General features: G+C 39.1%; 26 protein-coding genes. 9 read left to right on the forward strand and 17 right to left on the reverse strand.

What is annotated here, in order from left to right; genetic code table 11:
- Positions 1-35: 35 nt before the first annotated feature.
- The 3 genes from ACYVJ6_RS00570 to ACYVJ6_RS00580 all read left to right on the forward strand — a co-directional run bounded on the left by ACYVJ6_RS00570 (position 36) and on the right by ACYVJ6_RS00580 (position 3,794).
- Positions 36-2,195, forward strand: a complete 2,160-nt coding sequence (locus ACYVJ6_RS00570; RefSeq protein ID WP_460692102.1) for a sensor histidine kinase — start codon at positions 36-38, stop codon at positions 2,193-2,195.
- A 104-nt stretch (positions 2,196-2,299) separates the two neighbouring features.
- On the forward strand, positions 2,300-3,385 hold the full coding sequence (locus tag ACYVJ6_RS00575; protein WP_460692103.1) for a hybrid sensor histidine kinase/response regulator: 1,086 nt from the start codon (positions 2,300-2,302) through the stop codon (positions 3,383-3,385).
- 7 nt (positions 3,386-3,392) lie between these two features.
- Complete coding sequence (locus ACYVJ6_RS00580; protein ID WP_460692104.1) at positions 3,393-3,794, forward strand: response regulator; 402 nt, start codon at positions 3,393-3,395, stop codon at positions 3,792-3,794.
- A 1-nt stretch (position 3,795) separates the two neighbouring features.
- Here the strand turns inward: ACYVJ6_RS00580 and ACYVJ6_RS00585 are convergent, their stop codons facing one another.
- Positions 3,796-4,260: a response regulator gene (locus ACYVJ6_RS00585; RefSeq protein ID WP_460692105.1), complete on the reverse strand. Its 465-nt coding sequence runs from the start codon at positions 4,258-4,260 to the stop codon at positions 3,796-3,798.
- 201 nt (positions 4,261-4,461) lie between these two features.
- Between ACYVJ6_RS00585 and mnmL the strand changes: the two genes are divergently transcribed.
- On the forward strand, positions 4,462-5,421 hold the full coding sequence (gene mnmL, locus ACYVJ6_RS00590) for a tRNA modification radical SAM protein MnmL/YtqA (protein ID WP_460692106.1): 960 nt from the start codon (positions 4,462-4,464) through the stop codon (positions 5,419-5,421).
- Here the strand turns inward: mnmL and ACYVJ6_RS00595 are convergent.
- The 6 genes from ACYVJ6_RS00595 to ACYVJ6_RS00620 form a co-directional block, all read right to left on the reverse strand.
- Positions 5,406-5,882 carry an SRPBCC family protein gene (locus tag ACYVJ6_RS00595; protein ID WP_460692107.1) on the reverse strand — a complete coding sequence of 159 codons (477 nt, stop codon included), beginning with the start codon at positions 5,880-5,882 and terminating at the stop codon, positions 5,406-5,408. The genes mnmL and ACYVJ6_RS00595 overlap by 16 nt on opposite strands.
- 64 nt (positions 5,883-5,946) lie before the next feature.
- The gene (locus ACYVJ6_RS00600) at positions 5,947-6,420 is read right to left on the reverse strand and encodes a ribonuclease H-like YkuK family protein (RefSeq protein WP_460692108.1); all 474 of its coding nucleotides are present in this window, start codon (positions 6,418-6,420) and stop codon (positions 5,947-5,949) included.
- Positions 6,421-6,618: 198 nt separating this feature from the next.
- Complete coding sequence (locus ACYVJ6_RS00605; RefSeq protein ID WP_460692109.1) at positions 6,619-7,119, reverse strand: shikimate kinase; 501 nt, start codon at positions 7,117-7,119, stop codon at positions 6,619-6,621.
- 6 nt (positions 7,120-7,125) lie between these two features.
- The gene (locus ACYVJ6_RS00610; protein ID WP_460692110.1) at positions 7,126-8,184 is read right to left on the reverse strand and encodes an ABC transporter permease; all 1,059 of its coding nucleotides are present in this window, start codon (positions 8,182-8,184) and stop codon (positions 7,126-7,128) included.
- Between the two features lies 1 nt (position 8,185).
- Positions 8,186-9,334 (reverse strand): BT_3928 family protein, encoded by a 1,149-nt coding sequence (locus tag ACYVJ6_RS00615; RefSeq protein ID WP_460692111.1) that lies wholly within the window; start codon positions 9,332-9,334, stop codon positions 8,186-8,188.
- On the reverse strand, positions 9,331-9,813 hold the full coding sequence (locus ACYVJ6_RS00620) for a DUF1599 domain-containing protein (protein ID WP_460693288.1): 483 nt from the start codon (positions 9,811-9,813) through the stop codon (positions 9,331-9,333). The genes ACYVJ6_RS00615 and ACYVJ6_RS00620 overlap by 4 nt, the downstream gene beginning before the upstream one ends.
- A 119-nt stretch (positions 9,814-9,932) precedes the next feature.
- Between ACYVJ6_RS00620 and folP the strand changes: the two genes are divergently transcribed.
- On the forward strand, positions 9,933-10,787 hold the full coding sequence (gene folP, locus ACYVJ6_RS00625; RefSeq protein WP_460692112.1) for a dihydropteroate synthase: 855 nt from the start codon (positions 9,933-9,935) through the stop codon (positions 10,785-10,787).
- 89 nt (positions 10,788-10,876) lie between these two features.
- Positions 10,877-11,536 carry a hypothetical protein gene (locus ACYVJ6_RS00630; RefSeq protein WP_460692113.1) on the forward strand — a complete coding sequence of 220 codons (660 nt, stop codon included), beginning with the start codon at positions 10,877-10,879 and terminating at the stop codon, positions 11,534-11,536.
- Between the two features lies 1 nt (position 11,537).
- Here ACYVJ6_RS00630 and ACYVJ6_RS00635 read toward each other — a convergent pair whose 3' ends face one another.
- The 4 genes from ACYVJ6_RS00635 to recJ all read right to left on the reverse strand — a co-directional run bounded on the left by ACYVJ6_RS00635 (position 11,538) and on the right by recJ (position 16,039).
- Positions 11,538-11,930: a hypothetical protein gene (locus ACYVJ6_RS00635; protein ID WP_460692114.1), complete on the reverse strand. Its 393-nt coding sequence runs from the start codon at positions 11,928-11,930 to the stop codon at positions 11,538-11,540.
- 64 nt (positions 11,931-11,994) lie between these two features.
- On the reverse strand, positions 11,995-13,515 hold the full coding sequence (locus tag ACYVJ6_RS00640) for a GH3 auxin-responsive promoter family protein (protein ID WP_460692115.1): 1,521 nt from the start codon (positions 13,513-13,515) through the stop codon (positions 11,995-11,997).
- Between the two features lie 11 nt (positions 13,516-13,526).
- Entirely contained in the window at positions 13,527-14,267 is a 741-nt protein-coding gene (gene lptB / locus ACYVJ6_RS00645) for an LPS export ABC transporter ATP-binding protein (protein ID WP_460692116.1), read from the reverse strand.
- Between the two features lie 62 nt (positions 14,268-14,329).
- Positions 14,330-16,039 carry a single-stranded-DNA-specific exonuclease RecJ gene (recJ, locus tag ACYVJ6_RS00650; RefSeq protein ID WP_460692117.1) on the reverse strand — a complete coding sequence of 570 codons (1,710 nt, stop codon included), beginning with the start codon at positions 16,037-16,039 and terminating at the stop codon, positions 14,330-14,332.
- An 82-nt stretch (positions 16,040-16,121) separates the two neighbouring features.
- Here recJ and ACYVJ6_RS00655 point away from each other — a divergent pair, with 82 nt between their 5' ends.
- Complete coding sequence (locus ACYVJ6_RS00655; protein WP_460692118.1) at positions 16,122-16,892, forward strand: MBL fold metallo-hydrolase; 771 nt, start codon at positions 16,122-16,124, stop codon at positions 16,890-16,892.
- Here ACYVJ6_RS00655 and ACYVJ6_RS00660 read toward each other — a convergent pair.
- Both ACYVJ6_RS00660 and ACYVJ6_RS00665 read right to left on the reverse strand, forming a co-directional pair.
- Positions 16,889-17,311: a response regulator gene (locus ACYVJ6_RS00660; RefSeq protein ID WP_460692119.1), complete on the reverse strand. Its 423-nt coding sequence runs from the start codon at positions 17,309-17,311 to the stop codon at positions 16,889-16,891. The genes ACYVJ6_RS00655 and ACYVJ6_RS00660 overlap by 4 nt on opposite strands.
- Before the next feature lie 174 nt (positions 17,312-17,485).
- Positions 17,486-18,205 (reverse strand): pyridoxine 5'-phosphate synthase, encoded by a 720-nt coding sequence (locus ACYVJ6_RS00665; RefSeq protein ID WP_460692120.1) that lies wholly within the window; start codon positions 18,203-18,205, stop codon positions 17,486-17,488.
- An 80-nt stretch (positions 18,206-18,285) separates the two neighbouring features.
- Between ACYVJ6_RS00665 and ACYVJ6_RS00670 the strand changes: the two genes are divergently transcribed.
- A complete protein-coding gene (locus ACYVJ6_RS00670; protein ID WP_460692121.1) occupies positions 18,286-19,017 on the forward strand; it encodes an SIMPL domain-containing protein in 732 nt (243 codons plus the stop codon).
- 63 nt (positions 19,018-19,080) lie between these two features.
- Here ACYVJ6_RS00670 and ahcY read toward each other — a convergent pair whose 3' ends face one another.
- From ahcY to ACYVJ6_RS00685, 3 genes are all read right to left on the reverse strand, one after another.
- Positions 19,081-20,400: an adenosylhomocysteinase gene (gene ahcY, locus ACYVJ6_RS00675; protein WP_460692122.1), complete on the reverse strand. Its 1,320-nt coding sequence runs from the start codon at positions 20,398-20,400 to the stop codon at positions 19,081-19,083.
- A gap of 82 nt (positions 20,401-20,482) precedes the next feature.
- Entirely contained in the window at positions 20,483-20,848 is a 366-nt protein-coding gene (locus ACYVJ6_RS00680) for a bactofilin family protein (RefSeq protein WP_460692123.1), read from the reverse strand.
- A gap of 12 nt (positions 20,849-20,860) precedes the next feature.
- Positions 20,861-21,727 carry a M23 family metallopeptidase gene (locus ACYVJ6_RS00685; RefSeq protein ID WP_460692124.1) on the reverse strand — a complete coding sequence of 289 codons (867 nt, stop codon included), beginning with the start codon at positions 21,725-21,727 and terminating at the stop codon, positions 20,861-20,863.
- 190 nt (positions 21,728-21,917) lie between these two features.
- Here ACYVJ6_RS00685 and ACYVJ6_RS00690 point away from each other — a divergent pair, with 190 nt between their 5' ends.
- Positions 21,918-22,328: a BrxA/BrxB family bacilliredoxin gene (locus ACYVJ6_RS00690; protein WP_460692125.1), complete on the forward strand. Its 411-nt coding sequence runs from the start codon at positions 21,918-21,920 to the stop codon at positions 22,326-22,328.
- A gap of 67 nt (positions 22,329-22,395) precedes the next feature.
- Here the strand turns inward: ACYVJ6_RS00690 and ACYVJ6_RS00695 are convergent, their stop codons facing one another.
- Positions 22,396-23,775, reverse strand: a complete 1,380-nt coding sequence (locus ACYVJ6_RS00695) for a 3-keto-disaccharide hydrolase (RefSeq protein ID WP_460692126.1) — start codon at positions 23,773-23,775, stop codon at positions 22,396-22,398.
- Between the last annotated feature and the right edge of the window lie 5 nt (positions 23,776-23,780).

Raw genomic sequence — 23,780 nt, forward strand, 5'->3', positions numbered from 1 at the left:
CTAAAAAATAACCTAAACTGAAGCAAATCTTATTTATGAATAAAATTATACGCTTACTAATCATCGCTTTTTTATGTTGCGCGCAGCAATTTGCGCGTGCGCAGAAAGTGGTAAACTTTGATGGTTATTTCAAAGTAATAGGGGGCAGTTTGGAGATATTAACTGATACTAACTCTAATATACCTTTATCTGCAGCTATCGCATCAAAAAAATATGTTAAGACTAAAACAGATTTCCCCAACCTTTTAACCACCAACTATTCATATTGGATTAGGTTTAAACTGCAAAATAATTCAATCAATACAGCATTGGGTGTGCAAATAGCCCAGGCGATAATTGATTATGTTGATTTTTACCAGGTAACCGATGGTAAAGTAGTTCAATCAAATTCAAGCGGGCATCGCAGGCCATTTTATAACCGAATTGTAAATCATCAAAGTTTCATATATCCGGTTAATGTTGCCCCAAGACAATCAACATTAATATATCTGCATGTTAAAAGTGGTAAGCAATTAATATTGCCGATATACGCAGGCACATTTTCGCAGGTTTTTGAGCATGCTTTAAAAAAGGATATAACCTTTGGTATTTACATAGGCATTATATTGGTTATGGTATTATATAACCTGTTTGTGTATTACAGCGTACGCGACAGAAACTACTTGTACTATGTAGCATACCTGTCTGTTGTATTACTTGCCCAGTCATCAATTGAAGGGTATTTATTTAGATTTATAATACCAGAATACCCGGCCCTGGCCGATAATTTAATTTATATAACCACCGCGCTTATCGGTTTTGCGGCGATTGAGTTTTGTAAAAGCTTTTTGGATACAAAACACTATACGCCTATAATGCATAAAATTACCTATGTATTTTATATAGGTTACATTATCCAAATTGTATTTGCGCTTTGCGGAGAATACAACATCAGTTACACCATCATGGAACCAACAGCCATGTTTAGCGCGCTATTTGTGCTGGCTATGGCGATAGTTATCTTAAGAAAAGGATCGCGGTCTGCTAAGTTTTTCCTTATCGCATGGTCTTTCTTTATATTTTGTGTGGTTATATATGGTTTAAAGGACTTTAATGTACTGCCATATAATAGTCTAACAGATTCGGCGCTTTTAATTGGTTCGGCATTTGAGGCCGTAATGCTCTCATTTGCACTTGCTGACAGGATCAATGTATTTAAAGCCGAAAAAGAAAAATCGCAAGAAGAAACAGTTGCTGCTTTGCAAGAAAACGAGCGAATAATCCGTGAGCAAAACGTAGTATTGGAACAAAAAGTAGAAGAGCGCACATTAGAATTAAGCGAAACCAATCATGAGTTGAATACTACTCTTGAAGATCTGAAACAAACCCAAAGCCAGTTGGTAGAGTCAGAAAAAATGGCATCGTTGGGTCAGTTAACCGCGGGTATTGCGCATGAGATAAACAACCCAATAAACTTTGTTACCTCAAATGTTAACCCTTTAAAGCGCGATGTGGAAATGGTGCTTGACGCGCTTACCAAAATAGAGGAAATAAGCGTATCTGATATACCTGCGGCTGAAAAGCAAAAGCAAATACAGGATTATAAGGAAGAGTTGGATTTTGATTATTTAACGCTTGAAATTAAACACCTGATAAAAGGGATTAATGAGGGAGCCAACCGTACGGCCGAAATAGTTAAAGGATTAAAAATATTTTCGCGCCTGGATGAAGATGACCTGAAAAAGGCGGATATGAATGAAGGTTTGGAATCTACCATGATTATTGCTAATAACCTGCTTAATAATAAAATTCAGGTAACAACCGAGTATGACCCCGAATTGCCGCTTATTGAATGTTATGCCGGTAAATTAAACCAGGTTTTTTTAAACATTGTGTCAAATGCGGTATATGCCATACAGAAGCAATTTGGTGATAACCCGGGTGGAGAGCTATTAATAAAAACCCATCACGATGAAGATAATGTTTATGTGACAATTAAGGATAACGGGACAGGTATGGACGAGCAAACCCAGAAAAAAATATTTGAACCATTTTTTACTACTAAAGAGGTTGGCGAGGGTACAGGTTTGGGTATGTCAATAACATACAATACTATTAAAAAGCACGATGGTCAAATAATAGTTAATAGCAAGGTAGGTGAAGGAACGGAATTTATACTACAGTTACCAATTATTTTTAACTTAAAGGCAACATAAAACAACAATAGGTTGTATAAAGGATTTATACGATGTTTGTTATTGTATACAATACTTTATTTTTTATATGAAATTACCTTTTTTGATACCTTAAGCATATTGCAATGCAGGAAAAAATAAAAATATTATACATAGATGATGAGCCTGATAACCTGGTAGGTTTTAAAGCATCCTTAAGGCTGGATTATCATATTCTCACAGCAGTGAATGTACCTCAAGCGTTAAGCTGTCTGGAGAACCATCCTGATATCAGGATAATTTTTTGCGACCAACGCATGCCTGATAAAACCGGGGTAGAGTTTTTTGAGGAGATCAGGATAAGCTACCCATTGCCTGTACGTATTTTATTAACTGCTTATACTGATGTTGAATCAATAATTGATGCGATAAATAAAGGAAATATATTCAGGTATGTTAAAAAGCCCTGGGCAGAGGCAGACATCATTTCGGCTATTGATGAGGCTAATAAATTTTATAAGGCCAACTCCATGCTGGCAATTAAAAATGATGAGCTTGAAAAGGCTTATAATGAATTGAACAAGTTTGCATACAGTGTAAGCCATGATATAAGGGGTCCGTTATCGGGCATATTGGGAGCTATAAACGTAGCCCGCGAGATTGATGATATTGAGGAAATGAAAGAGATGCTTTTTTTGATGGAGAAATCATTAAAAAAGCTGGATACTTACATTTTAAGTATGCATGACTATTATAGCTTGCAGCGTGGGGAGTTAAAGGTTACTGAAATTGATTTTAAAAAGCTGATTGATGAGTTGAAGGATATTTATGTGGTGCTTTCTAAAACAAACGATGTTGAATTTAATATAGATATTAAGCAGGACGAGATATTTCGCAGCGATGTTATGCCTTTAAAATTAATATTTAATAATCTGCTGTCGAACGCGTTCAAATACCAGGATAAAACCCGCACTGATAAAAAAGTTGAGGTGATAATTGAGGTAGAAAAAACCATAGCAACCATATATATTAAAGATACAGGCATAGGCATTTTAGGAAGCCATATTGGCGAAATATTTAACTTGTTTTATAGGGCAAATTCGCAGGAGGTTGGCTCGGGTTTCGGATTGTATAATGTAAAAAGTGCTTTGTTAAAACTCAATGGTCAAATTGAGGTTAATTCAGTTATGCACCAGGGAACAACCTTTAAGGTAACAATTCCTTCTATCTGATAAAATAATGGAACTATCATTTATAGTTATTGATGACAGTGAATTAGATTGTTTTGTTGCTCGTAAAATTATTGAGCATACTGATAAAAGCTTACAGGTAAAGAGTTGTCTGAACGGACGCGACGTAATTGACCAGATACGTGCAGATTTTGATAACCGCGATATGCCATTAACCATAATTTTGCTTGATCTGCGAATGCCTATTATGAACGGCTTTCAGTTTGTTGATGAGTTTGAAAAATTTCCGTTAGATATTAAAAAGAAATATCAGATACATATTTTATCATCCAGCAAAAATGCAAACGATATCTACCGCATACTAAGCTATGATACGGTCATAAGCATGATAGAAAAGCCCTTTACCCGCGAAAAACTGCTGGCGCTTTTAATGAAAATTAAAGGTGAATAGGTTACGAAAGTAGTCTTTGACGAAGTAAAAACTCCAGCTGATCATTTGAGCCTGCCAGCTTTTCGTTCATGTCTTTCAACTCAATTTTTTCCAGGTACTTCTCGTACGCGCGGTTTATGGTTAAATCAAGTTCTTCCTCATTCCACGGTTTAGCCAGGTAATGAAAAATTTTGCCTTTATTAACCGCATCAACAACAGCGCCCATATCTGCATATCCTGTTAAAAGTATGCGCATCGGGTCGGTGTATTTTTCCAGTACTTTTTCTAAAAATTCAACGCCGGTCATTTCGGGCATGCGTTGGTCGGTAACTATAATATGAACCTTTTTGGTTTCTAATATCTTTAAAGCTTCGTCACCGCTGATTGCTGTTAATACATTATATTTTATGCGAAAAGTAGCCTTAAAGGAAAATAAGTTATTTTCCTCATCATCAACGTATAATACTGTTATCTTCTCTGCCGCCATGCTACTGTAATTTACAATACATTAATTGCATAAGTAAATATAATAAATTTAATTTACTAAATAAAAATGTGGTATTTAAGCATTTTTTTTAGTAATAGGTTTAAATAGGTGTTTTAACGCATATTGCGAAGTATTTGTTGGCTTTTTTTTGACATTAACACCACAAAATGTGCATAGCCAATAATTTGTATCTTTGCAGCAATGCAAATTACAGATACAGCGGTTAAAGAAGGGTTTAAGAATTATAATAATTACGGGGCATGGTTGCGCGAAAAGTACAATGGGCAACGTGTATTTAAAGTTATTATTGATGGAGGGTTTACCTGCCCTAACCGAGATGGTTCAAAAGGTTTTGGCGGATGCACTTACTGTAATGTAGATTCGTTTACACCGTCTGTATCCCGTAATAATCCATCCATACGTGAGCAGGTAATACAGGGAATGGAACGTGCCCGCAAAGGTAACCGTGCTGATAAATTTATTATTTACTTCCAGCCAAATACCAATACTTATGCCCCGGCACATTATTTAAAAATGATGTATGACGAGGCTTTAAGCTACGGTACTGAAGATATTGTGGGCCTATCAGTAGGCACCCGACCTGATTGTATTGATGCAGAAAAGGTGGCCCTTTTAGAGAGCTACACAGACAGGTTTGACGTGGACCTTGAAATGGGCATGGAATCTATTTATAACGATACCCTGGGCCAGATAAACCGTGGCTGTTCGCACGAGGAGTTGATATCTGCACTTGATCTGGTTAAAAATAGCAAGTTAGATGTGTGTGTACATACCATATTTGGTTTCCCATGGGAGACGCACGAAATGATGCTGCGCTATGCTGATGAAATTAACCGTTTCCCTCAAATTAAGTTTGTAAAGTTTCATCACCTGCATATTGTTGAAGGGTCAGTTATGGGTGTAAAATATAAACGCGAGCCGTTTAAAGTTTTTACGCTTGATGAGTACACTGATTTTTTATGCGAGTTTTTGCCACTGGTGCGGCCGGATATAGTGATACAACGCTTATTTGGCTTATCAGATAGGGAATTATTGATAGCCCCAAACTGGCTGCTCAAAAAATCAGAGATACAGTATTACATAGATAAGCGTATAGCCGATAGGGGCGTTGTACAAGGATCGGCCTATTTGTCTTTGTAAACGCCAAACAGGTCGTTAATAGCTTTTTCCCGATATGTAAATATTTTTTGCACCTCTTTTGCTACTAAAAGTTTGTTGGCCAATCGCCCGATTATCCCATATGGGACAGCATAGGTTAATTTATCCGTCATTTTAACACCACCTTTTATCTGCTCAAAATGATGCTCATGGTGCCATATAGCATACGGGCCAACACGTTGGTCGTCTACAAAATATTCCCGGTCCTTTACATGTGTTATTTCTGTCATCCAGTTCATTTTAATTCCTAACAAAGGCGAAACCTTATAGGTAATAACCATGCCCGGATATATTTTAGTATTGGCATCATAAGATGAAGTAACTTTAAACTTCATTTGAGGCGGTGTTATTTTAGCAAGATTAAGCGGAGAAGAAAAAAAATCCCAGGCCTCGGCAAGGGGAATAGGGAGCTTTTGCTCGAAATTTAGATGGTAAGTTTTCACTTAGTAATAATACACATAAGGCGGGATTGTTTTAAACAATCTTCACAGCGTGTTATTAATAAGGTTACTGCACTATCTTATTGGCACAATATGAACTGGCAAAAGCCTCCGGCTTAGCTTTAAAAACAAAGCCCATACTTAAAATATAACCCATTGCTTCATGCAAAGCCTGGTTTGATTTAAATTGGGGATTAGTATTAATGTCCGCGTGCACTTCCAGGTCAACATCATACAAATCCAGCAAATCGCAAAGCGTATAAGCGATCTCAATGGATTTTTGAACTTCGCTCAACATACGCTCTTTAATGCTCATTTTTTGCGATGTACGTTCCTGGTGAATGAACATAAAACCGCCACGCTGCTCGCGCAGAAAAACAATTACGGTTGCAAAATCAGTGATGTTTCCTTTTACTTGCGAGTCAGTGCCGATGCAAACTTTAAGCTTGTTGCCTAATAGGCTTTCGCGCTCAATAGCTTGCTCAACCTCTTCAATAATGGGCGATTGGATAACCTCGCCGCTAAATTTTCTCCATGTCATATAGCAGTTTTAAGTTAATCTTACACAAACCTTGAATGGGTTTACTAAAGATAAAGCATAACGCACCATATTAACATCAACTTAGTGTGATTTATTTGTTAACATTTGCCTTAATATCAACAGGTTGCGAGTTGTAGAATCAACTTGTCATTATCAAGCGAAGCAATCTCATCGCGATCATTTCTTAAATTGAGTATTTTAGTCCTTAAGCGCTTCCACCATTTTCTCAACCGATAGGTCAATGCCGCTAACACTATGAGTAGCCTGTAAATAATAACCTTCGCGCTCGGCCAGCTTCTCGGCAATAAAGGCTACCAATTCATCGCCTTTTTTGCCTTGCAGCACGGGGCGCACGGTTTTGGAATTTTCCAAACGCTCGGCCAGAGTTTTTGGGCTTAGTTTGATATATAAAGTTTTACCGTTGGCATTCATCCATTGCAGGTTGTCAAAAAAGCAAGGTAAGCCTCCACCGGTTGATACGATGGTATTTTCGGGATAGTCAGTTTCTTTTAATAATGATGATTCCAGTTGGCGGAAAGAATCTTCGCCATGGGCTGCAAAATATTCGGCAATGGTTGTGCCTACTTTATCCTGTAAAAGATGGTCAAGGTCAATAAATTCATACCCTAAATGTGCAGCCAGTTTGCGGCTCCATGTAGTTTTGCCGCAACCCATAAACCCTATCAAAAAAATCTTCATATCAAATCAGTTCAGTTTTACCCGTGGATCTGCCCAAACATAAACAACATCCGTTATAATATTGATCACCACAAAAATAAAAGCTATAAACAAAATAGAGCCCATTATTACCGGGAAGTCCGACATCTCCAACGCATTAACCGTAGCCTTACCCAAGCCATTATAGCCAAACACATACTCTACAAAAAATGATCCTGCCATTAGCGAAGCAAACCAATTGGCTACAGCAGTAATAACCGGGTTTAAGGCGTTTTTTAACGCGTGGCGATAGATGATAGCATTATGGCTTAATCCTTTGGCTTTGGCGGTGCGGATGTAGTCTTGGCCCAAAACATCCAGCATGGCATTGCGGGTAAGCTGTACAATAATTGCCAGCGGGCGTAGTCCTAACGTGATCATAGGCAGTATTAAATTTTTCCAGGTCATTACCTCGCCCTTAAAAGGGTCATAACTATACAAACTGCCCGACATGTTTAGCCCGGTAATATCGCTCCATAAAAAGCCAAAAAGCCAGGCAATAATTATCCCTGCAAAAAAAGATGGTGCCGATATCCCCAGGGTAGAAAAAGCTACTGCCAGTTTATCTATCCAGGTGTTTTGATTAACGGCGCTTACTACGCCTAAAAACACCCCAATAATAATGGCAAACAGCATGGCCGTTAAAGCCAATATCAGGGTATTGGGAACAACTTCCATCAACAAACCCATTACATCTTTACTGGTTTGGTAGGAGCGCCTTAGATAGGGCCATTTTAAAGCGATAACTTTTTGTGCTGATACCGGGAATAATTTTACGTACCCATACCGTTGCTGCTCGGTAACAGTATTTAAATGAATACCAATTGGCGACAGGTCATTCATATAATAGGCAAACTGTATGGGGATAGGTTTGTCCAGCCCAAACTCTACGCGTACCGCCTGTAATGATTGTACATCGGCACGTTGGCCCTGTGTCATGCGGGCAGGGTCAACTGGTAAAATATTGAACATGAAAAACACCACAACCACTACACCCAGCATAACTGCCAGGCCATAAAGTAATTTGCGGGTAAGGTATTTCAGCATATTATTTGGCCAGGTATTCTTTTACCAAAGTGTCATACTTGGGCATATTGTGGTAATGCCACTTATTAATAACTGTTCCGTTTTTAATAAGTAGCAGCCCCGGGTTTGCCCTTACCATGCTTTTTAACGGTACGCCATCTGCATAAAATATTTCGCTTATTAAACGATGGTCTTTAGCAAATGCCGCAGCATCAGCAGGCGAGTTTGAGGTTAAAAATATGGTACGCACATTATAATTCTGGATCAGGTTTGCTGCTAAGGCATTAATACGATTTATGGCCTGACTATTGGTTTCCTTTAAATTATATGCCACAATATATAACTGGTAATAAGGGCTTGATAAAAGTTCCTGCGTGTAGTTATTGCCTTGTGCGTCCTGTATGTTAAGGTCGGTAATTTTGGGCGTGAAACCTTTTTTGATCAGCTTACTTTCGGGGTTACCCACAATTTCCCAGTTATTATCTTTCCAGATTTCGGTTTTCAAATATTCCTTATCGGTCATGGTTTTGGTGGCCGATGTTTTTTTGTTTTGCAGGCTATAAGTCACCTCATATTCATCAGGTTTGGCACCGGGCGGGGTTTTCATTTCATCTAAAATATTATTACCTATTTTATAAGGCAGAAAGTCTATCACCGGTAAAAAATTGTAGGTGTATAGCCCAAAACCAAATGAAACTACTACTGACGCTTTTAAAAGCTGGTCGCCGGTTTTAGCATTAAACAATGGCTTGATAACGTTGCGATTAATAAACAGTATCACTATCAGCAATAGTAAAACCAGATCCTTACTAAAGGATTGCCATGGTGTTAATGGTATAGCATCGCCAAAGCATCCGCAGGTTTGCACTACTTTAAAATAGGCCGAGTAAAATGTCAGGAATGAAAAGAAGATAATTAACAGTAATAATCCCCAGGCTACCTGTTTGACGCGTACGCCTATTAATAAAGCAAAGCCTAAAATGATCTCCAATGCGCAAAGGATAATAGCTATCCACACGGCAAAACCATTTAAAAAAGTGATATGGAATACTTCAAAATATTCTTCCAGTTTATAGGAGAAGCCAAGCGGGTCATTGATTTTTATAAGGCCCGAGAATATAAATAGTAAACCTACCGCTATCCTGCAAAACCATATTAAGCCGTTCTTCATTTTACATCTAATTTAATTAGCGCAAATACCGCATAGTTTAACATGTCCTGGTAGTTGGCTTTTATGCCTTCGGATGCCAGGGTTTGGCCCTTGTTATCTTCAATTTGCTTTACTCTTAATATCTTCATCAATATCAGGTCAGTTAATGAGCTGATACGCATATCCCGCCATGCCTCGCCATAATCATGATTTTTGGCAAACATCAGGTCCTTGGTTTCAGTAACATAATCATCAAACATTTTACTTACCGCTTCGGGTTGCAACTCCACGGGGGTATCGGGCCCGCAATCCAGTTGCATCATAGCTATAACGCAATAGTTTACAATGCCAATATATTCGCCGGTGATATCCTCACCCACTTTTGATACCTTTTTTTCTTCAAGTGTACGGATGCGCTGCGCTTTAATAAAAAGTTGGTCGGTTATTGATTCGGGTCGTAAAATGCGCCATGCTGTACCATAATCATAGGTCTTTTTCATGAAAAGGCCCTTACAAACATTAATTACCGCTTCGTATTCTGCTGATGTATTGTTCAATTTATTATTGTTGAATTGTGAGATTGTAATAGGCTAAGCCGTAACTTAGCGCTATATAAACAATGGCTAAATATACAGTTTTTAATAAAAAGGTAACGCTGAACGTGGCTGGCAAATTGCTCGATCTATCCACACCAAAAGTGATGGGGGTGATCAATCTTACACCCGACTCTTTTTATGACGGAAGCCGTAAACCTTCGGTTGATGACGCGGTACAACAAGCGGGTAAAATGCTGGCAGAAGGCGCTGCGTTTTTGGATCTTGGCGCATATTCGTCCCGTCCCGGAGCTGATGATATATCTGTACAGGAAGAAACCGACAGATTATTGCCCGTTGTGGAAGCTATTGTTGCCAAATACCCGGACGCAATTTTATCCATTGATACTTTTCGTTCATCGGTTGCCGAAGTTGCCATTAAAGCAGGGGCACACATTATTAATGATATATCCGGCGGGCAATTGGATGCGGCTATGTTTGCCACGGTTGCCCGTTTGCAAGTGCCTTATATATTAATGCACATGAAAGGCAATCCTAAAAACATGCAACAGCTGGCTGATTATGAAGATGTGTTTGGTGAGGTATACGATTATTTTGTTTCGCGATACTACCAGTTAAAGCAATTGGGCGCAAAGGATGTTATTATCGACCCTGGTTTTGGTTTTGCCAAAAAGCCCGAACATGGCTACACGTTAATGAGCCGTTTGCACGAGTTTGAACCATTAGGTTTACCCATACTTGTTGGAGTATCCCGCAAAAAAATGATACAAGGTTTATTAGGCGTTACTGCTATTGGGGCCTTAAACGGAACAACCGCATTAAATACTATAGCCTTAACCAAAGGGGTTAATATATTACGGGTACATGATGTTAAAGAGGCGGTAGAAGCGGTAAAAATTTGGAAAGCCGTAAATAGTTAATTCCTCTATTAAACCTTTAATTATTATTACACTCCTAAAAATGTAGCGGCTTTAATAGGCTTGTTGCACTTGTCACAAATCTGTTTTTTATGCTTAAACGCGGTTTATTAGTTTTTTCATTTATCAGCATAGCATTATCAAGCCGGGCACAAAGCTTACCTGTTATAAACTTATTAGTTTCTAATTATAAGGCATCTATCCGCACCCTGGACCTTCCGCTTAAAAATGCCGATGTTTCTATCAATTTAAAAGGCAGACTTTTTATAAACGACGATTGGTCATATATCACCTATTATACCAAATTTGACGGTGAGGCAAAACAAGGGAAGATAAAAACCATTAATGATGTTGTGGTAAATTATTACGATAAATTTGATGGATTTGATAATATTGGGAAAGTGAAATCTGTAGGTAATATTACCATAACTTATTATGATAGGTTTGATAATAAGATACAGTTTGGCAAAGTCAAATCCATTGGTGGCACTACCATTACTTACAACGACCAGTTTGACGGGTTTGATAATACTGGCCAGATCAAATCTGTGGGTCAAATCAATATAACTTATTATGATAGGTTTAGCGGCGAATTAAATGGTAAATTAAAATCAGTAGGTGATATTAAACTAACCTATTATGATAGGTTTAGCAGCGCAGAGGAAATAGGAAAAATAAAAGAGATAACGGGCAAGGCGCCTAATGTGCACATTTATAGGATAGCATCAAACGCTTTATTTGATGAAGATTAATTTAGTTCCGCCTTTCATAAAGCGTTATCACCCCATCTGGAAAGGTATTGCCTATAGTTAGTTGGTTGCCGTCAATAAAAATAAAATCAGCATGGGTATTTTGGTCAAAATATAGGGCATCATAGGTATTGTTTGCCCAGTTAACGCCGTTTTTTACAATTTTAAAAGTGCCCTTGCTTATAAACTGGAATTTAGAGTATCGTTGATAAGTGCTATCTAAATTTAGTACCAGCAGATTGCCCTCCCCGGTAGGAAACGTGGTAGTAGCACCCGTAATAGTGCCTGATTGCTGTAGCATTTCCCAGGTGCCAACATAGCCTTTGGGTTGTACGCCATTTTTTTTGCAGCCAATAATAGTTAGCGATAGTAAGAAAATAAATAAAATGTTTTTCATTGCTTTTATGGTAATACGTAATGGCAAGTAATAGTGCTACAAGTGTCAGGGGCAATTTGTTTATTTAACTTACCAACTCCATCATCTTCAAAATGCTATCTACATATTCACGATTATTGGCCAGGCGCGGTACTTTATGCTGGCCACCTAATTTACCTTTATTCTTCATCCAGTTAAAAAAAGTGCCTTTTGGGGCTACTTGTATTTGCGGGCGGCGTAACGCCATATCTTTAAAGCGCTTGGCGTCATAATCAGAATTTACGCGTCGCAGCGTTTCATCCAATAAATCCACAAAGCGGTCAAACTCGGCGGGTTTCTTTTCAAATTCAATGATCCATTCGTGCGCACCGCATTCCTTATCGTTAAAATAAATAGGTGCTGCAGTGTAATCGCGAATAACGGCTCCGGTTTGCTGGCAAGCTTCATCTAACGCGCGCTCGGCATTATCAATAATCAATTCCTCGCCAAAGGCATTAATAAAGTGTTTTGTTCGGCCGGTTATTTGTATGCGATAGGGTGCCAATGAAGTAAACCTGATGGTATCGCCAATTAAATAGCGCCATAACCCGGCATTGGTACTTATAATTAGCGCATAATTTTTATCCAGTTCCACTTCATCTAAGTTAAGCGTAGGCGGGTTTTCTTCATGCAAATGTTCAAAGGGCAAAAATTCGTAATAAACGCCATAATCAAGCATCAATAACATATCTCCGGGTTCTTCCAGGTCCTGTATCCCAAAGAAGCCTTCGGATGCATTATAAGTTTCCAGATAGTACATCTTATCGCACGGGATCAATTTTTTAAACTGCTCGCGATAAGGGGTAAAGTTTACTGCGCCATGAAAATACAACTCTAAATTTGGCCATACCTCCAATAAGTTATTCTTCCCGGTTATTTCCAGTATACGTTTAAATAATAATAAGTTCCAGGTAGGTACCCCGCTTAGGCTGGTTACATTAACATCTTTAGTAATGTTAGCCATCTTTTCTATCTTTTCTTCGAAATTTTCAAGCAAGGCTATGTCTAAATGAGGTGTGCGGTGCAACTCGGCCCATAAGGGAAGGTTTTTCATCAACACGGCAGAAAGATCACCAAAAGAAGTATCAGGACTTAGCTGGCTTATTTGATGACTGCCGCCCAGCGTTAATATTTTACCATTAAACATGCCCGAATCAGGGCGGTTATTAAAATAAATGGTCAACAGATCTTTGCCGCCTTTAAAATGGCATTCTTCTAACGATTCCTCGCTAACGGGGATAAACTTACTGCGGTCATTTGTTGTGCCCGATGATTTGGCAAACCACCTGATCTCTGATGGCCAAAGCACATTCTGTTCGCCCTTGAGCATACGCTCAATGTATGGCCTTAGCGTATCATAAGTTTGCAGCGGTACGCGCTCTTTAAATTGTTGCGGGGTACTGATGCTTTTATAATCATACTTCCGCCCCCATTCGGTATCCTCGGCAGATGATATTAATTGCTCAAACCACTCTCGTTGTACCTCGTCCGGGTATTTCATAAAAAGCTCTATCTGGTGGATACGCTTTTTCATGAACCAGGTAAAAACAGAGTTAAATATTGTCATGTATTTACAGGTTATTGAGCAAATGTTTTTCTTTTCAGCACAAAGTTGGCACCTAAGTATACTTTACGCACCATCTCGTTCTCTGCCAATACCTCGGGTACGCCCGATTCTAATATTTTACCTTCAAAAAGCAGGTAAGCACGATCGGTAATTGATAGCGTTTCCTGCACATTATGGTCTGTTATTAATATGCCTATGTTGCGGTGTCGCAATTTGGCCACCATTGCCTGTATCTCTTCAACCGCTATGGGGTCAACCCCGGCAAATGGCTCATCCAATAAAATAAAATTAGGCTCAGCAGCCAGGGCACGGGCAATTTCGGTACGCCTGCGCTCACCACCTGATAACAGGTCGCCACGGTTGCGGCGTACTTTATGCAGGCTAAATTCATCAATTAATGATTCCAGTTTTTCTTCCTGTTGTACTTTGGTCATTTTTCCCATTTCCAACACCGCCTTAATATTATCTTCAACGGATAGTTTACGGAATACTGATGCCTCCTGCGCCAAATACCCTATACCTTTTTGCGCACGGCGGTACATTGGGTCGCTGGTTATATCTTCATCGTCTAAATAAATGGTGCCTTCGTTGGGTTTTATCAGGCCAACTATCATATAAAACGAAGTTGTTTTGCCGGCACCATTTGGCCCCAATAAACCCACAATTTCGCCTTGCGATACATTAAATGACACATCACTTACAACCGCACGCTGCTTATATTTTTTTACTAAATGCTCTGCTCTTAAAATCATATGATCAATTGTCAATGGTGAGTTGTGAGTTAAATAATCGGTATAAATTTACTGACTATTAACTACTCACCACTCCCCATTCGTATTCCTTTTATATTTAATTGGATAGATCTTCTCTCTTTCCAGATATTTTCTTCAATAGTATAACAAATATCAAAAGGTACGTCTTTTTTTATTTTATCAAGATACTCGCCATGGTTAAAGGCAATGCATTCAAAGGCTGATGAGCCCGGCTGCATTACCGCCATTTTAAGGTGTTTATTTCCAGCCAATCCTGCATTACCACTAACATACACATTTTTAGTGATGAAAACAGGCAGCATATTTTCCGGTCCAAATGGTGCAAACTGATTTAATATCCTGAAAAATTTTGGTTCTATCTGGCTTAATGTTATCTCGGCATCAATAGCTATTTGTTGTACCAGTTGCTCATCGGTAATGGTAGCACTAACCACCTCTTCAAACTTATCAATAAAAGCCGGTACATTCTCGGGGTGCATAGTTAAGCCCGCCGCGTACTTATGCCCTCCAAATTGTATCAGCAGGTCGCTGCACCCGCATAGGGCTTCGTAAAGGTCATATCCTAAAACCGAGCGCGCGCTGCCTGCTACATGCCCATTTGATTTTGTTAGCACAATGGTTGGGCGGTAATATTTCTCCGTCAATCGCGAAGCTACAATGCCAATAACCCCTTTATGCCAGCTCTCATTATATACCACGGTTGATTTGCGGCCAATTAAGATATCGTCGCTATCAATCATGCTCAGGGCCTCATCGGTTATCTGTAGGTCGTGCCCTTTGCGTTCGGTGTTTTTAATGTTGATGAGTTCGCCTTTTTCGTTGGCGGCCTCTTCGGTGCAGGCAATTAATAGTTCAACCGCGTGTTTAGCATCATCAATACGTCCGGCGGCATTAATACGTGGCCCCAATAAAAATACAATATCTGATATGGTGAAATTTCCGGTGCGCCCTGCAACCTCCATTAGTTTTTTTATGCCGATGCAAGGATCAGTATTTATTTTTTGTAGCCCATAGTAAGCCAGTATGCGGTTCTCGCCGGTAATGGGTACAATATCGCAGGCAATGCTTACCGCTGCCAGATCAAAGTAAATGCTAACTTCTTCAAACGGAATATCATTTTTTTCGGCAAAAGCCTGTGCCAGTTTAAAGCCAATGCCGCATCCGGATAGTTCTTTATAAGGATATTCGCAATCGGCTCGTTTAGGATCAAGCACAGCTACAGCTGCGGGTAGTTCATCGCCCGGGGTATGGTGATCGCAAATAATAAAATCAATATTTTTGGTATTGGCATAGTCAATTTTATCAACCGATTTGATGCCGCAATCCAAAGCTATAATTAAGTTAAAGCCATGCTTGGCCGCATAGTCAATTCCCCGGGTTGATATTCCGTAGCCTTCAGTGTATCTATCGGGTATATAATATTCAATATTGGCATGATGATTTTTAAAAAAACTGTAAACTAAAGCTACCGCGGTGGTACCGTCTACGTCATAATCGCCATATATCAAAACCCGTTCATCATTTTCTATAGCTTTTTCAATACGTAAGATGGCTTTTTCCATATCAGCCATTAAAAATGGATCATGCAGGTGTCTATGGTCGGGACGGAAGAAATACCGCGCCTCTTCATAGGTGGTAATGCCCCTGTGAACTAATAAGCTGCTTAAAACGGTATCAATATTAAGGGCATCGGCTAGGTTATTTACTGTAGTATCATCAGCCGTTTCTCGTATCGACCACCGTTTATTCATATCTTTAGCGCTTAAAACAGTAAATATACTTATTGGGTTATTATAACAGGTAATTAACTCGTAAAATACAAATTAATTATAAATGGAAATTTTCGCTTTAGGTGAAGGCTCGTACTCGGTAGATAGTTCAAAAAAATTCATCCCGTTTGATCCGCAAACAGATAATGCTAAAGACAGGCCGGGTTCGTTATTTATTCATGTAAATCCATTTTTAGTTAAAACCAATACCGACCTGATTTTATTTGATACCGGGCTTGGCTATAAAGATACCCGCGACGAATTATTACTACATCAGCATATACGCAATGCCGGGTTTGAGCCGGAAGATGTTACTTTGGTTTTAATGTCGCATCTGCATTATGATCACTCTGCGGGGTTGGTGGTAGAACGCAACGGAAAGTTGCAGCCCAGCTTTCCAAATGCTACGCATGTGGTTCAGCGCCAGGAATGGGAATTTGCTTTAACAGGCAAATCATCATCATACCATGTAGAGATATTTGAAGCGTTAAAAACTTTAAAAAGTTTGGTTTTAGTTGACGGATCGGGCGAGTTTAAACCGGGGATTAAGTACGAGCTTTCAGGCGGACATTGCCCGTTTCACCAGGTTTTTTGGCTGGAAGATGTTGGTGACAGATGTTTTTTTGGCGGGGATGAACTGCCCGAACCGGAACAGCTGATACGTAAATTTATAGCCAAATATGATTATGACGGACGCAAAGCAATGCAGTTAAGGGAAGAATATGGTAAAATAGCGGCTAATGAAAATTGGACCTGTTTGTTTTATCATGCTAAAACCACCGCTGTAGGTAAGGTGGCTTATAATGACGGAAGCTTTAGCGTTTCGCAGGCTTAAAGCGTAGCACCACCACCTTCCAGCATCTCGCGTATTTTTTCGACACTTAGTGGTTTTGAGATAAAGTTTTTTACTAGTGGGTATGAACGTGCTTTGCTTATATCATTACTAAATACAGATGACGAGATAATATAAATTTTGCTTTTGCCGGTAGCGTCAATATTTAAGCGTTTGTATTCATCCAAAAACTCCCATCCGTTCATAATAGGCATATTAATATCCAGCAAAATAAAATCAGGCAATCTGTCCGGATCGGTTTTTTGTAGCTGGCTTAACTCATCAATAGCAATTTTACCATTAAGACAAGCAGATATCTCGGCATTAGCTAATGCTTTTTTAATTAACTTGATGGAAATAAAGTTGTTTATTTCATCATCATCAACTAATAAAATGTGTACAGGGCGTGTTTCAGTAGTCATACTTTGCTTTATACGCAAATTAAAGTAAAAAAGTTATTCCTATTAGTTGTATTAATAAAATACATTAATGCTCTAAAGTAATAAGTTTTTATTACAACTCATAATAACAATGCGTAACAATTATAAAAATCGCAATTTTTATTCAACTAAGATTATAATAGTTGAATAAATGCTTTAAACTGCCAACTGTCTCAAATATAGTTGTACGGTATTTTCTAATCCATAGTACAAAGCATCACTTATTAAAGCGTGCCCTATACTTACTTCCTGCAAACCGGGTATGTTTTCGGCAAAATATTTAAGGTTATGCAAATCAAGGTCATGGCCCGCATTTATACCTAAGCCCAGGCTTTGTGCAACTTCGGCAGCTTTAATATAAGGTGCTATAGCTAATTCTTTATTTTGATGATATCGATGCGCATATGCTTCGGTATAAAGTTCGATACGATCAGTGCCGGTTGTAGCAGCAGCTTCTACCATTGTAGGGTCGGGGTCAACAAATATAGATACGCGTATCCCCGCCTCTTTAAACACGGCAATCATATCCTTTAAATAAGCCTGATTAGCAATAGTATCCCAGCCGTGGTTGGAGGTGATTTGCCCTAATACATCTGGTACCAAAGTTACCTGTGCGGGTTTGTTAGCCAGTACCAGGTCAATAAACTTTTGTTCCTGGCAATTACCTTCAATATTAAACTCGGTAGTTATTACTTTTTTTAAGTCGAAGACATCCTGATAACGGATATGCCTCTCATCCGGCCTTGGGTGCACGGTTATCCCCTCGGCACCAAAACGCTCGCAATCTAAAGCAACTTGTACCAAATTGGGGTTATTACCCCCGCGCGAGTTACGCAGTGTAGCTATTTTATTGATGTTGACGGACAGACGGGCCATAAAATGTATTTAAAGGCAAATATCATTATTACTTTAAACATTTGAGCGAATTGTATGTCATAAAGTAAAACATACTTTATATGAGACCATATATTACAGCAGCCATTATTGGTATTACCGCCATTATATCCTTCGCCATCATTGGCAACGCTTACAGATCGCGTGCCAACAATATGGAAACAATTGTAGTTACCGGTTTGGCCGAAAAGGATTTCAGCAGTAATTTAATTGTATGGCGGGGCACCTACTCGCAAAAATCAATGGACCTGAAAACCGCTTACGCTTTATTAAAGGCTGATGAAAGAACTATACGTGCTTATTTAAATAAAAAGGGTATTAATGATTCGGCAATAACTTTTTCATCAGTAAATATTAATAAAGATTTTGCTATGAGCTTTGACGAAAACGGACGCAACACCGGGCAACATTTTACAGGGTACAATTTGATGCAAACCGTGAAAATTGAATCATCAGATGTAGACAAGGTGGATAAAATATCGCGCGAAGCAACGGAGTTGATAGAGAAAGGTATTGAGTTTAATTCGTCTTCGCCATTATTTTATAATACCAAATTAACCGAAGTTAAAATGGAGCTATTGGGCAAAGCCAGTGCTGATGCCAGGGCCCGTGCAGAAGCTATTGCTAAAAATGCAGGCAGCTCTTTAGGCAGCCTTAAAAAAGCTACTATGGGCATTTTTCAAATAACTGGTAAAAACACCAATGAAGATTATAGCTATGGCGGGGCATTTAATACCTCAAACCGCGAAAAAACAGGCTCCATAACTATTAGGATGGAGTTTCATGTGGATTAAGCAATAAAAAAGGGCCTGATCTGATGATCAAGCCCTTTTAGCTTTATGCTTTAACCTTTCGGCTTAGTAACGGTAGTATTCCGGTTTAAACGGACCTTCAACAGTTACGCCAATGTATTCAGCCTGGTCCTGGTCAAGTACTTCCAGTTCAACACCAATTTTTTCTAAGTGTAAACGGGCAACTTTTTCGTCCAGGTGTTTAGGTAATGTATAAACTTTGTTTTCGTATTTATCGCTGTTTGCCCAAAGCTCTAACTGTGCTAAAGTTTGGTTGGTGAACGAGTTACTCATTACAAAACTTGGGTGGCCAGTAGCACAACCTAAGTTTACCAAACGGCCTTCGGCTAAAACAATAACATCTTTACCGTTAATGGTATATTTATCTACCTGAGGCTTAATTTCAATTTTGGTATTACCATAAGCGCCATTTAACCACGCCATGTCAATCTCGTTATCAAAGTGGCCAATGTTACAAACAATAGCTTTATCTTTCAATGCACGGAAATGCTCTTCGCGTACAATGTTTTTGTTACCGGTAGCGGTTACTACAATATCAGCCTCGGCAATTGCGGTGCTTAATTTTTTAACTTCAAAACCTTCCATTGCAGCTTGTAAAGCACAAATAGGGTCAATTTCAGTTACAATTACACGTACACCTGCGTTACGTAATGAATCTGCAGATCCTTTACCCACATCACCATAACCGCAAACAACACCAACTTTACCGGCCATCATCACATCAGTAGCACGACGGATAGCGTCAACTAATGATTCACGGCAACCGTATTTGTTGTCAAATTTTGATTTGGTAACCGAGTCATTGATATTGATAGCAGGAATTGGCAAAGTGCCATTTTTCATGCGCTCATATAAACGGTGTACACCGGTAGTAGTTTCTTCTGATAAACCTTTTATGCCGGCAACCAATTCAGGGTAGCGGTCAAAAACCATATTGGTTAAATCGCCACCATCATCCAATATCATGTTTAATGGTTTGCGGTCTTCGCCAAAAAATAAGGTTTGCTCAATACACCAGTCAAAATCAGGTTCGCTCAAACCTTTCCAGGCGTAAACAGATACACCTGCAGCGGCAACAGCAGCAGCAGCATGATCCTGGGTTGAAAATATATTACATGATGACCAGGTAACTTCGGCACCTAACTCAACTAATGTTTCAATTAAAACAGCGGTTTGGATAGTCATGTGCAGACAGCCTGCAATACGTGCGCCTTTTAACGCTTTTGATGGCCCGTACTCTTTACGAAGCGCCATTAAGCCCGGCATTTCCGCTTCGGCTAATTCAATTTCTTTACGGCCCCACTCGGCCAATGAAATATCTTTTACTTTGTACTTGGTGTAAGCAGTTTCTACTGATGACGACATATTATTTTTTTTGATTTAGCTACAAAAATAGTACAAAATAATATGAATATAAAATTTATACTACAACCAAAGATGGTATTAACTATTTATTATCCTGATACATGGATAGCGTGCCATTATATATAGCACCGGTTTCAACCAGCAGGGCGCCGGTTTTAATTTCACCGTTAATTTTACCGGTGCTTTTAATCTCCAGCGATTCAACAGTAATGTTGCCATCAATTACGCCGTATACAACCATATCTTTAGTAGTAACATTGCCTTTGATGATTCCTGTTTCGCCTAATATTAAGCCTTCAATAATATTTACATTGCCTGTAATCTGGCCGTCTAAACGGACAACCGCGGGTGCTTTCAAGTCGCCATCTATAACAGCCCCTTCAGCAATAAATGTTGATATGGCCTGCAGATCTAATGCAACTTTGTCTTTTTTTGAAAAAACACCCATAGGTAGTATCTGCTAATTGTTCAAGGTTAAAAACTTAACCGGGTTTACCGGCTTGCCGTTTTTGCGCACTTCGTAATGTAAATGGTTGCCCGTTGATCGGCCTGTTGAGCCAACTGAGCCAATATTGTCGCCAACGGATACTTTTTGCCCTACTTTTACTTTGATTTTTGATAAATGCCCGTAAAGAGTTTCAAAATCATTGCTATGTTTTATACGCACACAATTACCATATCCGCCAGACCATCCTGCAAAAACAACTTTGCCATTGGCGGTAGATTTAACCGCATCACCACGTTGGCCTTTAAAATCAATACCCGGATGAAACTCGGCATGTGCTGAAGAGAACGGATCACTCCGGTATCCAAAAAATGAAGTTAAGGATGTGGTGCGGGGATATCCCATTGGGGTAAACGCTACGGTATTTACTAAATGGGTTAAATACTCATCATAAGCCATATAAACTTCTTTGTCGGTAAGTTTAGCGTCTTCAGCGTCGTTACCACCCCCTACTGATTTGGTAGCAAAACCTTTTAAACCTCTTTTTTTAAGATAATCGTTTATTTTTTTCAGCTTAGCTTCAATGGCTTGTATATAAGTTTGGGCAGAAGGTTTACCTTTTTCATCTAAAATAGCAGGAGGGATTTGGCCTTTTAGCTTAACAATTTGAGCTACAAGCAATTGTTTCTCAATATCTTTTTGTTGATTCTTATATTGTAAAAAGGCTATAAAACCAGCTAAAGACAAAATAACCAACACTATGCTTAACATATAATGCTTCAAGTTGGTGATATGTCTGGTTTTAATTTGTAATGTTTTTACAGCTTGCTTGTTCTTACTTAAAATAACAACTGTACTAACATCTTTAACTTTTGACCTCATAAACTATGATTCGGGTTTGCAATTTATAAACTACGATCCATAAAACGGCATTAAATTGAAAAAATTTTAGCTAAAGTAAAACAATGGTATTAATAAATTGTATCGTCAGCAAAATGTTATTATTCTGATTTTAAGTGGATACCTCTAATTGATTTGCTATTTTTGTGAAAGATTTAAGTAAATAAAAAATATGTACCCAGAATATTTAGTTGCCCCAATGCGGGAAGATTTGACCAAGGTTGGTTTTACAGAATTAAAAGACGCCGATGCCGTAAAAAACGCAATCGAAAGCGAAGGAACTGTATTTGTAATGGTAAATTCAGTTTGCGGTTGTGCGGCAGCTAACGCTCGCCCTGCGGCAAAAATGGCTGCTCAAAGTGCAAAACATCCTGATAAACTGGTTACCGTTTTTGCTGGTATGGAAAAAGACGCGGTTGATACAGCACGTAACTATATGTTGCCTTACCCTCCGTCGTCACCATCAATGGCTTTATTTAAAGATGGTAAATTAGTACATATTATTGAGCGCCACCAAATTGAGGGCCGCCCGGCACAAATGATTGCCGATAACCTGATAGGTGCGTTTGAGCAGTATTGCTAGTTAGCATATAGTTAATGGATCATAGTTCATAGCAAGTAAATATCTGCCATGAACTATGATCCATAACCTATTCCAATCTCTTCAATTTTATATTGCGAAAGTTAACCCTGCAGCCATGATCCTGCAAAAGAATATAACCTTCTTTTGCTTCACCAAAGTTGGCATCGTTTTTAAATTTACTTAGGGCTACAGCCTCTTTGTATTCTTTTCCACCACGATTATACTCCAGTACCTTTACACCATTTAAGTAATGTTCTACATGGTTGTTTGGATATACCACTATACGCGCGGTGTTCCATTCGCCAATTTTTTTGGTAAAACGTGCTTGTTTTGTAGCAGGTATCAAATCATATAATGAACCCAATTTGCGGTTACCTTCTCTGCCCGCCCTGGCATCGGGGTGTTTATCATCGTCCAGCACCTGGTACTCCAACCCCAACGGTGACCCGGTTGTTCCTTGTGATAGGGTTGTAAAATATTTTACTCCGCTGTTTGCCACCTCGGTCATTTTAAATTCAAACGAAAGATCCATCGGACCATATTTTTCTTCGGTAATAATATCACCACCAACCTGGCTTGATTTATCAGGTGCACCCTGTATAGTTAGGTATCCGTTATCAGTATCCCACCCTTTCGTCGGGAAGTCCATATTGCGCACACTTCTCCAGCCTTTATTGGTTTTGCCGTCAAACAATAACTTCCATCCATCTTTTTGCTCATAAGCGCTAAGTGTATTGGGTTGTAAGTTAGTTACGTAAATGTTTTTGGCGAATGCCTGTGGGATAAGACCGGTAGTTTTAATTTGTATGTTTTTATAGTATACTTTTTCGCCTGCATCTTCTGGCTTATTAACAGAGTGTACCTGTAAGGCAATAAAGCCGGTACGGTCCAATGTATCTACAACATAAGCCGTGGCTACGCCGTTAACCCAGGTTTTTACCTCATTGCCAATACATTCCATTTTAATATGGTTGTATTGGCCAACTTTAAAGGCATCTTTTGCTTCGGCATGCAGATCTAAAGGATATAGCCATTCCCGGCGGCCCTCATCATATATTCCACCGCTCCATTTACGGTCAGATGGGTCAATTTCAAATTGCTTGCCATATACTTTACCTTTGCCGCCGTTACCTGCCGGATCGTAATGGCTATGTATTTGCACTCCGGCGTTATTGCCTATATCATCAATTTTTACATCCAGTTCTAATACATAATCGCCATATTCCTTTTCGGTCGCCAAAAAAGTATTGCCCGATCCGGCTACTGTAGTGCCTATAATAGCACCGTCCTGTACTTTATAATCGGCGGTGCCAGCCAAACGTTTCCAGCCCTTAAGGGTTTTGCCGTCAAATAAACTGGTGTAACCACTTTTATTTTGTGCCAATGATTGGGTAAACAGCGCGGTGCTTAAAACTAAAGCAACGCCCAATGTAATTTTAATATGCATAAGAG

The sequence above is a fragment of the Mucilaginibacter puniceus genome (assembly GCF_054783175.1).

Bases quoted from the DNA above. Each gene is read 5' to 3' on its own strand.
- ACYVJ6_RS00570 (WP_460692102.1), top strand. From the start codon at position 36: ATGAATAAAATTATACGCTTACTAATCATCGCTTTTTTATGTTGCGCG.
- ACYVJ6_RS00575 (WP_460692103.1), top strand. From the start codon at position 2,300: ATGCAGGAAAAAATAAAAATATTATACATAGATGATGAGCCTGATAAC.
- ACYVJ6_RS00580 (WP_460692104.1), top strand. From the start codon at position 3,393: ATGGAACTATCATTTATAGTTATTGATGACAGTGAATTAGATTGTTTT.
- ACYVJ6_RS00585 (WP_460692105.1), bottom strand. From the start codon at position 4,260: ATGGCGGCAGAGAAGATAACAGTATTATACGTTGATGATGAGGAAAAT.
- mnmL (WP_460692106.1), top strand. From the start codon at position 4,462: ATGCAAATTACAGATACAGCGGTTAAAGAAGGGTTTAAGAATTATAAT.
- ACYVJ6_RS00600 (WP_460692108.1), bottom strand. From the start codon at position 6,420: ATGACATGGAGAAAATTTAGCGGCGAGGTTATCCAATCGCCCATTATT.
- ACYVJ6_RS00605 (WP_460692109.1), bottom strand. From the start codon at position 7,119: ATGAAGATTTTTTTGATAGGGTTTATGGGTTGCGGCAAAACTACATGG.
- ACYVJ6_RS00610 (WP_460692110.1), bottom strand. From the start codon at position 8,184: ATGCTGAAATACCTTACCCGCAAATTACTTTATGGCCTGGCAGTTATG.
- ACYVJ6_RS00615 (WP_460692111.1), bottom strand. From the start codon at position 9,334: ATGAAGAACGGCTTAATATGGTTTTGCAGGATAGCGGTAGGTTTACTA.
- ACYVJ6_RS00620 (WP_460693288.1), bottom strand. From the start codon at position 9,813: ATGAAAAAGACCTATGATTATGGTACAGCATGGCGCATTTTACGACCC.
- folP (WP_460692112.1), top strand. From the start codon at position 9,933: ATGGCTAAATATACAGTTTTTAATAAAAAGGTAACGCTGAACGTGGCT.
- ACYVJ6_RS00630 (WP_460692113.1), top strand. From the start codon at position 10,877: ATGCTTAAACGCGGTTTATTAGTTTTTTCATTTATCAGCATAGCATTA.
- ACYVJ6_RS00635 (WP_460692114.1), bottom strand. From the start codon at position 11,930: ATGAAAAACATTTTATTTATTTTCTTACTATCGCTAACTATTATTGGC.
- ACYVJ6_RS00640 (WP_460692115.1), bottom strand. From the start codon at position 13,515: ATGACAATATTTAACTCTGTTTTTACCTGGTTCATGAAAAAGCGTATC.
- lptB (WP_460692116.1), bottom strand. From the start codon at position 14,267: ATGATTTTAAGAGCAGAGCATTTAGTAAAAAAATATAAGCAGCGTGCG.
- recJ (WP_460692117.1), bottom strand. From the start codon at position 16,039: ATGAATAAACGGTGGTCGATACGAGAAACGGCTGATGATACTACAGTA.
- ACYVJ6_RS00655 (WP_460692118.1), top strand. From the start codon at position 16,122: ATGGAAATTTTCGCTTTAGGTGAAGGCTCGTACTCGGTAGATAGTTCA.
- ACYVJ6_RS00660 (WP_460692119.1), bottom strand. From the start codon at position 17,311: ATGACTACTGAAACACGCCCTGTACACATTTTATTAGTTGATGATGAT.
- ACYVJ6_RS00665 (WP_460692120.1), bottom strand. From the start codon at position 18,205: ATGGCCCGTCTGTCCGTCAACATCAATAAAATAGCTACACTGCGTAAC.
- ACYVJ6_RS00670 (WP_460692121.1), top strand. From the start codon at position 18,286: ATGAGACCATATATTACAGCAGCCATTATTGGTATTACCGCCATTATA.
- ahcY (WP_460692122.1), bottom strand. From the start codon at position 20,400: ATGTCGTCATCAGTAGAAACTGCTTACACCAAGTACAAAGTAAAAGAT.
- ACYVJ6_RS00680 (WP_460692123.1), bottom strand. From the start codon at position 20,848: ATGGGTGTTTTTTCAAAAAAAGACAAAGTTGCATTAGATCTGCAGGCC.
- ACYVJ6_RS00685 (WP_460692124.1), bottom strand. From the start codon at position 21,727: ATGAGGTCAAAAGTTAAAGATGTTAGTACAGTTGTTATTTTAAGTAAG.
- ACYVJ6_RS00690 (WP_460692125.1), top strand. From the start codon at position 21,918: ATGTACCCAGAATATTTAGTTGCCCCAATGCGGGAAGATTTGACCAAG.
- ACYVJ6_RS00695 (WP_460692126.1), bottom strand. From the start codon at position 23,775: ATGCATATTAAAATTACATTGGGCGTTGCTTTAGTTTTAAGCACCGCG.